Source organism: Rhodococcus sp. NPDC127593 (assembly GCF_042671975.1).
GTDB lineage: Bacteria > Actinomycetota > Actinomycetes > Mycobacteriales > Mycobacteriaceae > Rhodococcus_F.
This window is the reverse complement of the sequence record NZ_JBHXWI010000024.1, coordinates 47095-61902: the sequence shown is the minus strand read 5'-3', so window position 1 is coordinate 61902 and position 14808 is coordinate 47095. Positions and strand designations below refer to the sequence as shown.

Sequence of the window (14808 nt, the reverse complement as noted above, 5' to 3'; positions counted from 1 at the left end):
CTTCCTCGATTCGATCAAAGGAGTACCAATGCAGGTTGTAGCCGAAGGGTTCAATGCCTTCGAGACGCAGAAGAGCCCGAAGGGTGAGGTCAAGTTTCTGGGCTCGCCCAAGGACGTGATCGAGGTCGTGCGGTCCGGAAAGTTGCAGGACTACATCCTGCTCGTTCGCGGTGGCACGACGACCTTCCTGACTCCGGCATTGAGCATGGGTGCTTCCGGCGTCATCACGATGTCGGGCGCTCCCGAGTCCCACCTCGGCATCCTCTCTCGCGAGTTCCAGATTCCCTGTGTGATGACCGCGTACCTGACCTCGAGCGATTCACGCTACGTCGTGGGCAACACCGACGATGCGCACTTCGAGGAGATCGCCGACAGTCTGATCGGCAAGACCGTCCAGTTGCACTGTGAGGACGAGGAGGTCGGGCGCATCAGCATCGTCAGCTGACCCGTTTTCCGACCACACACCATGGGCAGAGAGGAACAACCCCACATGAGTCTCGAAATGACACCCGGTGTCCGCTCGACGTACAAGCAGCGCTACGAGCCGAACGACGACGGTCTGCGCTTCCAGGAGCTGGTCTTCGAGGGCAACTTCGTCGGCCAGGAGCCGCTACGCGACGGCATCCTCGGCGACAAGGTGCAGAAGCAGCGCGCCAAGAGCAAGGTCCTCGAGAAGGTCAGCAAGGAGGACGTGCTGGTCGACCAGTTCACCCTGGACGAGCTCAACGACCTCAACAACTACCTGGCGTGGAACATCTGGGACGTGCTGGTCATGCGTGCCACCGAGGGCGTCTCGGGCATGATTCCGCGCCAGGAATACGAGATTCTCGCCTTCATGCACCAGTTCTACCGGTGGCCGGAGATCCTGCGCATGACCACCGACGAGGTCGGAGCCCAGGGCATCTTGGACATCGGGGCCTCCGCGCGGCGGGAAATCGGCACCAAGGTCAACGCCGTGCACGATTGGTCGATCGGCGCCGTCGGCTTCGGCATGGGCCGCTGCGGTCTGCTTGCACTCGAGGCGATCGGACCCAATGACTACATCGAGGAGAGCAACGAACTCCTCAAGTTCATGCAGCGGATCGAATTCGGCAAGCGTCAGGACGGGTACATCCTCAACTCGCAGGACCGCTACCGCTGCCAGATCCACGAGCCGGACTTCCTCGCGGGCATCGTCAACCAGCTCGAAACGCTCGAGCCGGGAAGCCCCAAGCACGACTCCTTCACCCGCTTCAACGCGGCCGCCGAACTGCTGGCGTTCCTCGACCACATGGACTGCCGGCTCGGTCTGGGCGACACCGGACCGTACGAGCTGGACAATGGCAACATCCTCATTCTCCGGGACCTGTTCGTCAACGAGCCGATCTTCCACTGGTCCGATGTGTGCGACGACGCCGGCCTGCCGCACGCCTACACCATCGCGATCGAGATCGACCCGGAGATTTTGGGGCTGCAGGAAATTCGCGTCAACGACATTTCCACCACCTTCACCCGGCCGAAGAACTACATCCCCGCGATCGTCGGTGGCGCCGTCTTCGCCCGCGAGCAGTGGGACACCCCGATGTCGGATGTGCGCACCATCGCGATCGACGACCTGGGCGGCGAGCTGCCCAAGATCCAGGACGCCACTCTCAAGATGTACGGAAAGATCTCGCGGATGTGCCGCCGGGACCTGATCTGGGCCGGCCAATACGTCTACTACGTCGACATGATCCTGCCGTACCTGCGTAAGGCCGGAACGTACGAGAAGGCATGCGACGAATACCAGCTCTGGGAAGTTGACCAGCGCGTGTCGAACTACTACTACGACATCAGCAAGCGCGGATTCGCGCAGGAAGTCGTTCCGCAGAAGATTTTCTCCGGTCAGGGCTACCTGCCCTTCGGGGAAGGCGCGGATCTGCGCCGGTCGAAGTATCGCTGGCTGTAGAACCCGTTCACCAGACACGGGGGCGGCGGGACCGACATTGTCGGCGTAGGAACCTGCGACCCGCCGCCCCCGTTCGATCGTTGGGAAACAACATGACTCAAACCCTGCTCGACAAACGTCTCTACGACGTTCTCAACGCCGTGGCGCTCAAGAAAATGGCGACCGCGGCCGCTGTTGCGGAGATCGTCAACCTCAGCGCCGACGAGGTGCGAGGGATCTTCACCGAGCTCGAAGACGGTGATCTGGTCGCGCTCATGGGTGAGACGGCTCTGCCCACCGACGCGTCCGGCCCGGTGCTGGTTGATTCTGCGGCCGCGATCTACGGACCCCTTCGCGACGATCCGTCGGTGCTGCAGGTGGCCGACAAGTTCGAAGAGGTCAATTCTCGTTTCCTGCGCACCATGTCCTCCTGGCAGCAGATCGAGGTGGGCGGACGCAAACTCGCCAACGATCACAGCGATTCCGCCTACGACGCGAAGGTGATTACCACCATCGAGCGCCTGGTATCCCGGCTCGAGGGGCTGCTCGAAGCCCTCGCCGAAAAGGACGCGCGCTTCCGCACCTATATCGGTCGCTTCGAGCGTTCCCTGGGCAAGGTCGACGCCGGCGACATCGCGTTCGTCTCCGACCCGACCAAGGACTCGGTACACAACGTCTGGTTCGAATTCCACGAAGACTTGCTGCGCACCCTCGGTCGCGCACGTAAGGAGTGAGCAGGGTGAGCTCTGTGATTGTTACGACTGGACTGACCCGCGCGTTCAGTGAGCCAGGTGAAATTGACCGGAACATTCTGGGCGGCAAGGGCTACGGCCTGGTCGAAATGACCCAGGAAGGGTTGAACGTGCCCGGCGGGTACGTCATCTCCACCTCGGCCTGTCACGACTACCTCGAGCACGGTTCCATGACAGAGGACCTGATCGAGGAAATCCACGGCCGCCTGAGCGAGCTCGAACAGGCGACAGGTAAGACCTTCGGCGGCGGCCCCTTCCCGCTGCTGCTGTCGGTGCGCTCGGGAGCCCCGGTGTCGATGCCGGGGATGATGGACACCGTCCTCAACCTCGGGCTCGGCCGTGACGCGGCGATCGCGCTGGCCGACGTCACCGGGGACACCCGATTCATGGCGGACGTGCTGTTCCGGTTCCACGGAATGTACGCCGAAACCGTGATGGGGGCGCTCGAAACCCCTGACCGCGACGACCTCGCCGCACTGATCGACGGCGTCGAGGCCGACAGCCAGCCCGGACCCGTCTATGACCGAGTATGGGAGCACTGCCAGGCACTGCTGCGCGACGAACTCGACGACGAGGTTCCCAGCGATCCCCGCGCTCAACTCATCGGCGCCGTAGAGGCCGTCTTCCGCTCGTGGAACACCCGGCGCGCCGTGAAATACCGTGAGGTGCACAAGATCCCGAACGACCTAGGAACCGCGGTCGTCGTGCAGTCGATGGTGTTCGGCAATCTCGATCAGGACTCGGGATCGGGTGTGGTGTTCACCCGCAACCCGGTCACCGGTGAACCTGGGCTGTTCGGCGAGTTCCTGGCAGCGAGCCAGGGCGAGGACGTCGTCGCCGGTATCCGCACCCCGGACCCGGTGACCGCGCTGCGCGACCGGCTTCCGCACGTGTATACCGAACTGGAAAATACCTGCGCCGAACTCGAACGCCGCCGCGGTGACGTTCTCGACATCGAGTTCACTGTCGAGCGCGGCATCTTGTACATGCTCCAGGTCCGCAGCGCCAAGCGCACCGCCCAGGCGGCGATCCGGATAGCGGCGGACCTGCTCGCCGAGCAGGTCGTGACTACATCCGGTGCCCTGTCGGCCCTGACCCTCGACCAGATCCGCCAGGTTCAGCGCCCCGGCTTCGACCCCGATGCCTACGCCCGCGCCCGCGAGGACGGACGGCTTCTGGCCACCGGCGTGGGAGCTGCTCCCGGGCACGTGGTCGGCGAACTCTACTTCGACTCCGACGCCGCACAGCAGGCGGTCAAGGAAGGCAAGACGGTCATCTTGGCGCGGCCGGTGACCAGCCCGACAGATCTGCACGGCATGATCGCCGCCGATGGCATCCTCACCGCGACCGGTGGTTCGACCAGTCACGCCGCCGTGGTGGCGCGTGCGCTGGGGACAACGTGCGTCGTGGGATGCGGGGCGTTGGATATCGATCCTGCCGCGGGCACCATGCGGGTGGCGGGCAAGACCCTGACCATCGGCGATGTCGTCTCCCTCGATGGTTCGTCGGGTGAGGTGATTGCCGGTGAGATCGAGCTCAGTGAGCCGGCGGCCGAAGACGACCGTCTCTCAGGGCTGCTCGAACTCGCCCGCGCCCGCGCCGGCGCGCAGGTGTTCGCTCGGGCAACGACCCCCGATCAGGCGTGTCAGGCGCTCGCGCGCGGGGCGACGGGGCTGGTGGCGGGAATCGACGATGTCCTGGCGACCACCGGGCACCTCGACGGGATCATCTCTACGCTGCGCGAGGGTGAGATCAGCGATGCCAGCGCCGCCCTCGAGGCGGCCGTGGCCACCGAGTTCTCGAAGTTGTTCGCCGGTGCGAGCGTGTCCGAGTTCGGGGTGCGGGCGATCGACTTCCACGCCGACGAAGCCAGCGAGCTGCTGCGCACGGCCGAGTTGTTCATCGCGCATCCGGAATTGGCGTTGCCTCTCGGGTCCGAGGAGATCCTGTCCGCGCAGTTGCGTGGCATCGCCACGGCATTGCAGAGCGCGGACACCGAACTGCGCGTGCACTTCACGGTCCGCAAGATCGCCGACGGCGGTGAGATCGCCGCGCTGGTCGCGCTACGGGACAGTCTGCCCGATTCAGGCCGGGTCGAGATCGGTGGTTATCTCACCAGCCCTCGCGGTATCGCGTCCATCGACGCCATCATCGAGCGCAGTGATGTCGTGTGGATCGAACTGCGGGTGCTGCAGGCGGCCGTGGCCGGCATCTCGGCGCGGCACCTGCTGACCAGCGAGCCGCTCGATTCGTATCTGCGGCGGGGTCTGATCACGGTTGATCCTCGCGTCGAGATCGACGATCAGGTCGGTGCGCTGGTAGACACCGTAGCTGCGGTCCTTGCCCAGGATCCCGCGCGACGGGTGGGGATCCGGTTGAGCGGATCGGTCTCGGCAGAACTGGTGCAGTCCCTGCAGGAGCGCGGGTTCACCCGCTTCGGCGTCGACGGTGACGAGGTGCGGCCGTCGATCCTGGCTCTGGGGCAGCGAGACCGCCGGAACTAGCCTCGGCGTCCGAGGGTGGTACACGGCGACCGCTTGCAGGTCATTGTGTGCCACCCTCGGGCAATTGCGCGCGCAGGACCACCCGGGACGGTGGGGGAGTTGTGGAGCGTCCAGAACAAGAACCGGGCCACAGATCGAACTGGCGACGGGTGGTGTGTGGTGAATACCCGGACCGGGGGACCACACACCACTCTCAGCCGAATGGCGGGTGCGATTGGCCATCCAAGTCGCTGACCGCCTCGGTCACCTGCAAGAGCCGCAGCGCCAGGTCGGCGCGCATCCGATCCGAGTGTTGCGACAAGTCCAGATTGGTGAGTTTGCGGATCAGCTCGAGTCGGTAGGCGAGGGTCTTGGGATGGACGAAGAGCCGCTCGGCGGCATCCTTCTGTGAGCAGTTGGCGTCGAAGAAGGTGCGGAGGGTTTTCAGGAGCGATCCGTCGGACTGCTGGTCGTACTGGAGCAGCGGCTCGGTCACCTCTTTAATGAAACCCTGCAGGTCGGGATTGTCGCTGCTCCCCAGTAGAAGCCGGACGATCCCGAGTTCGTCGTACAACGACACCGTTCCCAGGCGACGGGAGGCGGCGTGCGCGGTCTTCGCTTCGCCGAAGGCCGCCGGATAATCGGCCGGATCACTGCGCGCTGAACTGACCCCCCAGGTGATGCGCAGGTCCGGATGGCACTGCGTAGTGACCTTGTTCAATTCGTCCAGCAAGGCGCGGGCACGTTCACGGTCCTTGATCGGGGCGAGAGCCACGATCCAATTTCCTCGCACACTGGTCAACGTCAACGGCGCGGAAGTGGTGCAGCCGCGAACACCGTTGAGAACGTTGCGCCGCAAGGCGTCCGCGGACGAAGTGGTCCACCCCTCTTGGGCGGCAATGGTGTCGGCGTTCTCGAGCACCCCGTAGACGACCCGGTGAAAACCCTTGAGCCGGACCCCCATCTGATGGGTGCGGCTGCGGGCGGCGGACCGTTGTTCCGTTGTCCCCTCCATCAGGTCCCAGAGCAGCTGGTCGAGTGCTTCGGCGCGTGCGGCGCTGGCCGCGCGCTGCTGGAGCTGGGTGAGCGAACAGACCATGGCGGCCTGTCCGCACGCGACCTCCATGATCTCGGCGTCCTCGTTGCCACCGATCAAACAGACTGCACCGTACTGATTTTCGGCGGCGATGACCGGGTGGGCCCAAATGGTGCGGCCATCGCGTGCAACGAGCTTGATCGCTCGTTGTGGAAGGGCGCCGTTTCGGCCGGCCACGTCGTCAAGCAGATCAGCGGCGTCGAAGGCACGAGGAAAGGTGGCCTCGATTTCGCCGGTGTCGGAGATGATGGCAACATCGCAGCCCAGCTCGGTTCCGACGGTGCGGGCGACGGAGCTGGTGACGGCGGAGTTGGCGAGCACGATCTCGATCAACGAGTGCTGCAGCGTGGAGGAACGGTTGAGTAGACGTAGTTGTCGTTCGAGGGAAATGCGGGTGTTGTCGAGTTCGTCGACGGTGGCGCGTTGGGCGTCGTAGAGCCGGCCGTTCTCGATGGCGATGGTGGCGAGGTCGGCCAACGCCACCAGCCTCCGGACGTCGCGGTCGGTGAACGACGAGTAGCGGCGCCGCCATACCTCGAGGACACCGATCAGGTCACCGTGCACCACCAGTGGCACGGCCAGCGCCGAACGAGTCGCTTCCTGTTCGGCGAGGGACATGAAGTCCTTGCTGATGGTGGCGTCCTGTAGGTAACTGTCGATCTTGGCGACCTTCCCGGTTTCGAAGACAAGTCCAGCCACGCCCTGACCCTTCTTCATGCGCAGCCGCGCGGTGTCGATCACTCGGTGCCCGGCGCAGCTGCGCATGCGCAGCTCTTCACCCTCCCGGAGAAACACGCCGCAGATGTCTGATTCGGACATTCGCAAGGTCTGGGTGGTGATGTTGAGAAGCACCTGGTCGAGGTCCTGGGCGCTGAGGATCTGGTGGGCCACGGTGCGCATGACCGCGGCCTCGTCGTCGAGGGCTGCAAACTCCTCGGTGGAGGCATGCGCCTGGGCGGTCAGGTCGATCCAGACGCACAGCTGGGCCAGCAGGGTGCGGTGCGCCGCGACCATGTCATCCGGTACAACCGGGTCGACGACGACGGCGACGTTCCCCACCGTGGCCGCGCGCGGCATGAGCGGCCCGGCGGCGCATTCGAGTGCGGTCAATTGGGTCTGGTCAGCGTGGGCTTCGGTACCGGCGAGGACGGACCAGTCGAGGTCGTGACGCTGGAAGACGGTGACCGGGAGGCTACTGCCGAACGCTGTCACGACCGCTTCCGCGGCATCGGCGGCGGTCTGCGGCAGAGTCGCCAGCAGCTCCCGAAGCCGCTCGACGGGAAACGCCCCGTTCAGCATCGCGCTAAACGGGGTGGCCTCGCGTGACCGCTGAGAGCTTCTCGGGTCGTCCATTTCCGCCTCGTCGGTAGTGTGCCTAGGACACTTCGATGACTGCCTTCAGCGTACGGCGGTCAGTCATCGCTTCGTACGCGGCGGGCGAGTCCTCGAGGCCGACTCGCAGGTCGATGATGACGGTCGGGTCGATCGCCCCGGAGGCCACCAAACCAGAGAGCTGGTCACGATCGCGGATCGCGTTTCCGATCGCGAAGCGCAGCGTCAGCTCGTCGGCGAACGCCCGTCCCACCGGCAGCGGCCAGGTCGATTGTTGATGAACTCCGACCGAGACGACGGTTCCGCGGCGGCGGACCAACCCGAACGCGGTGTCGAGTCCGCGGGGGCCGCCGACGGCCTCGATGACGGCATCGGCGCCGCGCCCATCGGTCAGGGCGTCGATGAGGGGGCGTGCGTCCTCCGGGGACGCGACCAGGGCACCATGCGCCTGCGCGATCGCTCGCCGCTCCGCGACCGGCTCGACCAACACGACCGGCCCGGCCCCGCAGGCCTGCGCGGCGAGGCTGGTCAGCTGTCCGACCGGACCACCGCCGATGACCGCGACGGTCTCGCCGGGCGAGATGTCACACCGTTGCACCGCCGCGTACCCGGTTGCCAGCACGTCCCCGAAGAACAGGGTGGCCTCGTCCGAGACTCCGTCCGCGATGTGATGCAGGACGACGTCGGCGTGCGGTACCCGGACTATCTCTGCTTGAGCGCCGGCCAGTGCGGGACCGAAAGCCTCGCCGGTGCCGAAGAACTGGCGCTGACCACACTCCCAGTGATTGCCGTGGCGGCACCACCAGCAGTGCCCGCACGCGGTGAAGTCGGCGCCGCTGACGCGATCTCCGGACGCAAAGGTGCGCACCGCGGATCCGACCGCGACGACGGTGCCGGTGAACTCGTGTCCGAGAACGGCTCCGCGGGACATGCCGTCGGGATGGCCGATCGTGTGCAGATCGGTTCCACAGATCGCCGCCCGATGCACCTTGACCAGAGCGTCCGTCGGATCGACGAGAACGGGATCGGACACACTGGAGACCTCGACGGCGCCGACCCCAGCGAACACCACCGCTCTCATGACGGGGCCGGTGTTCGCTCGAGGTCGGCCACCCGTTCAGCGATCCGGGTAGCGGCCGTGCGCACTGCCGTCAGTTCGTCCGCCGCCAGCGGCAGCTCGACGATCTCCCGCAACCCGGTGCGGCCCAACCGGGCCGGCAGACCGACGTAGCCGTCGGCGATGCCGTACTGCCCGTGAGCACGCACGGTGGCGGCGATGATTTCGTCGGAAGTGGTCGCCATCGCCAAGACCATCCGGGCGGCGGAGGCACCTGGGGCGAAGAAGGCGCTACCAGATTTGAGGAGTCCGACGATCTCGGCGCCGGAGTTGCGGGCCCGGTCGACCAGTGCGGTGACCTTCGCCTCCGGCAGCGCGTGGGTGATCGTGGTGCCCCCCACCCGGGCTTGGGAGAGCGGGATGACCATCTCGTCGCCGTGACTGCCCAACGCCAAGGCGCTCACTGTCGACGGGGCGGCGTCGGTGGCCAACCCGGTCAACGCCTGGAAGCGGGAGCTGTCGAGCACTCCGGCCATCCCGATGACCCGCTCGGCGGGCAACCCCGAGGCGCGCCAGGCGTGGTGGGTCATCTCGTCGAGCGGATTGGTGACCACCAGCAGCACCGTCTGGGGCGAGATCGCGGCCGCGTCGCGGGCGATGCCGCCGACGATGGCGGCGTTCACCTCCACCAGGTCGGTTCGGCTCATCCCGGGCTGGCGGGCACGGCCTGCGGTGATGACCACATACTCGGCGGACCCGGCCTCCGCGAGGCTGGTGACGCCGCGGACCTTGGTGTCGAAGCCGAGCAGCGCCGTCGAATGGGTCAGATCCAGCGCGATGCCCGCCGCCAGGCCTTCGGCGATATCGACGAGGACGACTTCCTCGATGATGTTTGCCTCGGCGAGCTTCATCGCGGTGATCATTCCGACATGCCCGGCGCCGACGACCACCACTCGCTTGACCGACTTTCCGGTGCCTGCGACCTCGGGGCGTCGGGGGCGGGGCTGATACAGCGCGGCAGGTGCTACGGAGGGATGCAGCGGCGCCCCGCGCCGGTACAGAGCCGGGGCCGGCGGCTTCAGCGGCGCCGGGGGAGTGGACGAGCCGTTCGAGGACGGGGGAGTGAACACCGGTGTCACCAGGGGGGATGCCGGGGAAGTCGCCCCGTTTGAGGTGGCCGGGGCGACTGGGGCAGTGGCCGGGCGGGCGGTGGCGACGACGATCGTCACTCCCCGTTCGCGGGCCAACTCCCGCGCGAGCGGGGTGACGATGTCTTTCGCACCGACCGTCAGCTCGCTAGTCCCCGCTGGACCAGTGAGAGCTTCCACCGCATCGACACCGAAGACGGTCATCGCCGGGCCTCCTCAGTCCCCTCGAGGGCTTCGAGGGCGGCGACTGCGGCATCCCGGGCGGTCGCCACTTCGCTCTCGCTGCCGGCCAGGAACAGACGACCGAACCGGCCCACGGCGCGGATTTCGATGACATCGATGTCGGCGGCCTTTTCCGCTTCGTTCGCGGCCAGCGCCACATACGCCGCGGGGGAAACTTCCATGACAAACAGACTCGACCCGGGCATCAGCAGAGTGCCCTTACGCCACTTGTTGAGCAGCTGCGCCTGGTAGCCGTGCACATTGGTGATGAACTGGGTCGACGCCACCACCGGCTTGATCCGGTCGGTTTCCTTCATGCCGAGCGCGTCGAGCACAGCCTCGCCGGCCGCCAGGACATCCGCCTGGTGCTCGGAGTGGATCTCGAGCAGGCCGAATTCTCGTTCGATGATCTGCAGGGCCGGCCGCACACTGGAAGACTTCAACGCGATGTCCGCCGCCCGGAATACCTCATTACCCGGGGCCATCTCGACGAACAACTCTGACATGCCAGCCAACGGCGGGTCGCCGGGACTTGTTGCAGCGACGTGCGCCGCACACTGCGGCTGCATTCGATCGATGAATGCGTATGTCCGGAGTGTTGCTGTGCCTGTCATGATGCGTACCTCGCGATTCCCAATGGAGTGATGAGCAGCGCGTGCGGATAAGCCTGCACGCGCCGGCCCAGGTATTTGCTGATGGTCGTATCGGCGCCCGGAAGCATCAGAGCGCCACCGGCGAGATGGAGTTCGAGGTGCTCGGCACCTTGGGTCAGATCCCGAATCGAGGAACAGATCCGCTCGATTCCCGGCCGCAGGATGGCGAGGTAGTCGTCGGAACCAGCGCGTTTGCATTCCTCGGCCTCGGCGACGGTGGCACCCAAGGCGCCGGCGAGAATCAAATCCAGGTGGTGTCCTCCGCCGGGGCGGTCATCGAGGGCGGTCAGTTGCCCGGATTCGAAGACCCCGACCCCGGTTGATCCGCCACCGACGTCGATGACCACCCCGTCGGTGACCTCGAGGGTCTTGTTGGCGGCGCTGACCTCGTCGACCAAGGTGACCTCGTCAAAGCCGGCACTTTCGAGGACGAACCGGCAGGCCCGACTGTCGGCCTCCCCGATGCACGGGGGAAAGGCGGTGGCCGCATTGACCAGCTCGATACCCAGTTCCGCCTCGGCGGTGGCCTTGAGCTTGCGCACCGCGGCAGCCGCAGCCGCGAAGTCCACCACGACACCGTCGCGAATGGCGGCGGTGCGATCGAAATCGATCCACACCGGCTGGCCCGCGGCATCGACCACGGTGATCACGCAGGTAGCGGTCCCCAGGTCGATGCCGGTGCGCAGATCACCGTCGTGATCCGTTCTGGCGGAACGGATGCGCTGGTGCGCTTGCTCGAGTGTCTGCGCGATGTTCTCGGAAGACATCAGTCGAACACTCCACGCCACGGCCGGGCCTCGTGAGCGATGCGCTTGATGTTCACCAGGTGCAGCGGGGTGACGTTGTCCGAGCAGATCGACCCGCTCCACGTTCCGGTGCCGATCTGAAAGGAGGGATCGACGTTCGTCGAGTACCCCATCCCACCGAAGAGGGCGGGAGTGTTGACGACGATGCGGCCGGCCGGCAGCTCTCCGAACTTGGCCACCACCTTCGGATCGGAGCTGTGCACGGCCACGGTATGTCCCTCACCACCCAGTGCCAGGATCTCCCGGCAGCGCCGCCACCCCGCCTGGTAGTCCGCCTCCCGGTAGATGGTCAGCACCGGACCGAGGATTTCCCGTGAGAGCAGGGCATGGTCACCGACCTCGGTCATCTCGGCGGCCAGTACCTTCGTCGCCGCCGGGACAGTGAACCCGGACATCTCGGCCAGCCGGATCGCGGACTGACCCACCGCGTTTGCGCGCAGTCCACCGCGCTCGTCGAACAGCGTCTTCGTCAAGGCGGCCTGTTGGTCCGTCGTCAGCCAGGCGGCACCGGCGCGGGAGAGTTCCCCGACGAACTGATCGGCGACAGCGGTGGCGACCACGACGGATTGCTCGGCGACACAGGCGGTGCCGTTGTCGAAGGACTTCGAGGTCACGATCATCGTCGCCGTCTCCGCGAGATCCGCGACCGTCGAGTCGACGTACGCCGGGACGTTCCCCGCGCCGACCGCAATGGTCGGTTTGCCGCTCGAGTAGGCGGCCGCGACCATGGCGGGACCACCCGTGGCAAGAACCAGACGGATATCTCCGTGCCGCATCAGCTCCCGGGTCGCCTCCAGGGTGGGCTGCTGCAGGCAGGCGACCAGACTCTCCGGGGCACCGGCACGCACCGCCGCCTCCGCCATGATCTCCGCCGCCCGGGCGGAGCACCGCGCCGCCCGCGGGTGCGGCGCATGTACCACGGCGTTGCCCGACTTGATCGCGGCCAGACTCTTGAACAACACGGTGGCCGTGGGGTTGGTGACCGGGATGATCGCAGCGATCACGCCCATCGGAGACCCGACGGCGGTGACCTTGTTCTCCTCGTCGGCCCAGAGCACGCCGACCGCGCGGCGTTCGAGCATCCAGTCCGCCACGAAACCGGTGTTGAAACGGTTCTTGATGATCTTGTTTTCGTAGACGCCGTAGCCGGTCTCGTCGACCGCCATCCGGGCGAGTTCTTCGGAGGCGGCGTAACCCGCTTTCGCCATGGCCCGAACGATGTTGTCGAGCCATTGCTGGTCGGCGCCTTCGATCGCGTCGAATGCCTTCTTCGTGGCGGAAACCTGCGCGCGAACATCAACCAGCGCCGCCAGGTCCGCGTCAAGCGTTGCTGTCACGGTCTTCTACCTTCCATGGCTCGGTCCGGAGCGCAGACGGGTGTCGCTGCGCTCCGAGCGAGATCGATTCTCAAGCACCCTTGGGCCGAGTCAGGTTTGACAGCACACTCTCGGTTTCGTCGTGGGGACGCGGGATGACGTGCACTGAGACGACCTCGCCGGCCTTACCTGCGGCGACTGCGCCGGCATCGGTGGCGGCCTTGACCGCGCCGACGTCACCGCGCACCATCACGGTGACCAGGCCTCCACCGATTTCGCGGTGCCCGAGCAGTTGTACGTTGGCTGCCTTGACCATGGCGTCGGCTGCCTCGATCGCCCCGACGAGACCCTTGGTCTCGATCAGGCCGAGTGCTCCGGCGCCGCGGGCGGGCAGGGTGGTCTGAGTGGTTGCCATGGTCTTTCCTCCATTTGTGGTCGTGCTGGGTAAATCGACGGGTGATGTGGGCACTGCGTCAGTTCTTGTGGTCATTTCGAGTACGTGACCTCACCGTGAGTGACGATCGTGTCCGCGATGGCGACGATCGCCTGGTCGACCGGGACACCGGTGGTGGCCTGGTCCACTCGTGCCGCGCCTCCGGACACAACCAGGACGACTTCGTCCTGTCCTGCGCCGACGAGGTCGATAGCGGCATACGACCGCCTGCTCTCGCCGTCTGATTGGGCGATATCCTCGACGACCAGAATCGTCGTTCCCGACAGTTCGGGGACCTTGGCGGTGGACACCACCTGGCCGACAACACGTGCAAGTCTCACCGTGAGGACCGCCTTCTTTACTGGTCGCCGAAAACGAACGGGATCGATGCACTCCCGCTCACCCCTAGTGACCCGGGAGTGCATCGATGAGGACGCTACGGTGACGCCCCCCACAAGGTCGTTATCTCTCAGGGACAGCTCTCGACCGGGCAGTTGTCCCGCATGGATGTGGCGGGGGCATCTCGGGTTCGGCAAGGTGTGCGGTGACGAGGACCGCGTCGGGTAATCAGACCGTGCGGCAACCGCCAGAGCCTAGGAGAGTCAGATGATCGAAGACATCGACGCCGATTTTCACACCCCCACCAGCGACGATCCCACATGGACGGAGACGAATTTCTTCGGCTTCTACATCCCGGAAGCCACCCTGAACGTCGGAGTGTATGCGCTGTTCCGGCCGAACGCGGGCGTCGCGATCTCCACGATCGCCATGAACTCGAAGTTCGTTCAGGCGCCCTGGCAGGCCGAGTACTGGGACGCCCAGCACCATCTTCCCATTCCGGAGCCGCGCAACCTGCGCGACTACCGTTTGAACAATGGCCTGCACGTGGTCTGCCGCGAACCGAACCGGGTGTGGGATGTCGAGTTCGACAACGGTGACGATGTCTCGCTGGCCTTCCGCTACACCGCGATCGCCGACGCCTTCGACATCCACGACCCCAAGCAGGATCCGATCGTCGCCAAGCAGGCCGACGACGGCGTTTTCGCCTGGGGCGAGGCCTACGCCGGGCACTTCGACCAGTCGGGCCACTTCGAGGGGGAGGTGAACCTGCGCGGCAAGAAGTATGCCGTCGACTGCGTCTCGACGATGGACCACAGCTGGGGTCTGCGCTCGGAACACCAGGGTCACACCATGAGCTGGTTGCACGCGCACTTCTCCAAGGACTTCGCCATCCACGGAATCTTCGACTTCGATCCCAACGGTGGCCCCGACGCCGCCACCGAATTGACCCTCCAACACGGTTACGTCGTCGACAAGGGCGAGCTGTATGGGTTGGCGGCGGGCCGCGGGCGCACGATCCGGGAAGGGTTCTTCGCGAAATCGGTCGAGCTCGAACTCACCGACAGCGAGGGCCGGGAGTACGAACTCCAGGGCTTCGGGCGGACGAGTTTCCCTTGGCAGGCCGGCCCGGGCACGGTGGGGTACAACGTGCTCGCCGAATGGCGTTCGGGATCGCGACGCGGGTGGGGCGAGATCCAGGATTTCATCGGCCCCCAGCAGCTGTGCAAGATCTACAGCGCGTCCGACGCGACCGGCAGCTGACC

Annotated in this window: 13 protein-coding genes; 5 read left to right on the top strand and 8 right to left on the bottom strand. The window is 65.8% G+C overall.

Translation table 11 applies throughout. From position 1 onward, the window contains the following. Window positions 1-28: 28 nt before the first annotated feature. The 4 genes from ACFVJ3_RS22820 to ACFVJ3_RS22805 all read left to right on the top strand — a co-directional run bounded on the left by ACFVJ3_RS22820 (window position 29) and on the right by ACFVJ3_RS22805 (window position 5162). On the top strand, window positions 29-445 hold the full coding sequence (locus tag ACFVJ3_RS22820; protein ID WP_378454193.1) for a PEP-utilizing enzyme: 417 nt from the start codon (window positions 29-31) through the stop codon (window positions 443-445). Between the two features lie 45 nt (window positions 446-490). Next, window positions 491-1927 (top strand): hypothetical protein, encoded by a 1437-nt coding sequence (locus ACFVJ3_RS22815; RefSeq protein WP_378454192.1) that lies wholly within the window; start codon window positions 491-493, stop codon window positions 1925-1927. A 92-nt stretch (window positions 1928-2019) separates the two neighbouring features. Beyond that, window positions 2020-2640, top strand: a complete 621-nt coding sequence (locus tag ACFVJ3_RS22810; protein WP_378454191.1) for a hypothetical protein — start codon at window positions 2020-2022, stop codon at window positions 2638-2640. A 5-nt stretch (window positions 2641-2645) separates the two neighbouring features. Then, complete coding sequence (locus tag ACFVJ3_RS22805; protein WP_378454190.1) at window positions 2646-5162, top strand: pyruvate, phosphate dikinase; 2517 nt, start codon at window positions 2646-2648, stop codon at window positions 5160-5162. A gap of 193 nt (window positions 5163-5355) precedes the next feature. On the opposite strand, the gene ACFVJ3_RS22800 is transcribed toward ACFVJ3_RS22805, so the two are convergent. The 8 genes from ACFVJ3_RS22800 to ACFVJ3_RS22765 form a co-directional block, all read right to left on the bottom strand. Further along, window positions 5356-7590 (bottom strand): helix-turn-helix domain-containing protein, encoded by a 2235-nt coding sequence (locus ACFVJ3_RS22800; RefSeq protein ID WP_378454189.1) that lies wholly within the window; start codon window positions 7588-7590, stop codon window positions 5356-5358. A gap of 22 nt (window positions 7591-7612) precedes the next feature. After that, the gene (locus tag ACFVJ3_RS22795) at window positions 7613-8650 is read right to left on the bottom strand and encodes an alcohol dehydrogenase catalytic domain-containing protein (RefSeq protein WP_378454188.1); all 1038 of its coding nucleotides are present in this window, start codon (window positions 8648-8650) and stop codon (window positions 7613-7615) included. After that, on the bottom strand, window positions 8647-9978 hold the full coding sequence (locus tag ACFVJ3_RS22790; protein ID WP_378454187.1) for a malate dehydrogenase: 1332 nt from the start codon (window positions 9976-9978) through the stop codon (window positions 8647-8649). The genes ACFVJ3_RS22795 and ACFVJ3_RS22790 overlap by 4 nt, the downstream gene beginning before the upstream one ends. Then, the gene (locus ACFVJ3_RS22785) at window positions 9975-10610 is read right to left on the bottom strand and encodes a hypothetical protein (protein ID WP_378454186.1); all 636 of its coding nucleotides are present in this window, start codon (window positions 10608-10610) and stop codon (window positions 9975-9977) included. Before ACFVJ3_RS22785 ends, ACFVJ3_RS22790 begins: the two co-directional genes overlap by 4 nt. Further along, window positions 10607-11416: an ethanolamine utilization protein EutJ gene (gene eutJ, locus ACFVJ3_RS22780; protein WP_378454185.1), complete on the bottom strand. Its 810-nt coding sequence runs from the start codon at window positions 11414-11416 to the stop codon at window positions 10607-10609. The genes ACFVJ3_RS22785 and eutJ overlap by 4 nt, the downstream gene beginning before the upstream one ends. Continuing rightward, window positions 11416-12792: an aldehyde dehydrogenase family protein gene (locus tag ACFVJ3_RS22775; RefSeq protein WP_378454184.1), complete on the bottom strand. Its 1377-nt coding sequence runs from the start codon at window positions 12790-12792 to the stop codon at window positions 11416-11418. The genes eutJ and ACFVJ3_RS22775 overlap by 1 nt, the downstream gene beginning before the upstream one ends. A gap of 70 nt (window positions 12793-12862) precedes the next feature. Next, window positions 12863-13186, bottom strand: a complete 324-nt coding sequence (locus tag ACFVJ3_RS22770; protein ID WP_095866474.1) for a BMC domain-containing protein — start codon at window positions 13184-13186, stop codon at window positions 12863-12865. A 71-nt stretch (window positions 13187-13257) separates the two neighbouring features. Continuing rightward, window positions 13258-13545 carry a EutN/CcmL family microcompartment protein gene (locus ACFVJ3_RS22765; protein WP_378454183.1) on the bottom strand — a complete coding sequence of 96 codons (288 nt, stop codon included), beginning with the start codon at window positions 13543-13545 and terminating at the stop codon, window positions 13258-13260. A 265-nt stretch (window positions 13546-13810) separates the two neighbouring features. Here ACFVJ3_RS22765 and ACFVJ3_RS22760 point away from each other — a divergent pair, with 265 nt between their 5' ends. After that, on the top strand, window positions 13811-14806 hold the full coding sequence (locus tag ACFVJ3_RS22760) for a hypothetical protein (protein ID WP_378454182.1): 996 nt from the start codon (window positions 13811-13813) through the stop codon (window positions 14804-14806). Window positions 14807-14808 lie beyond the last annotated feature (2 nt).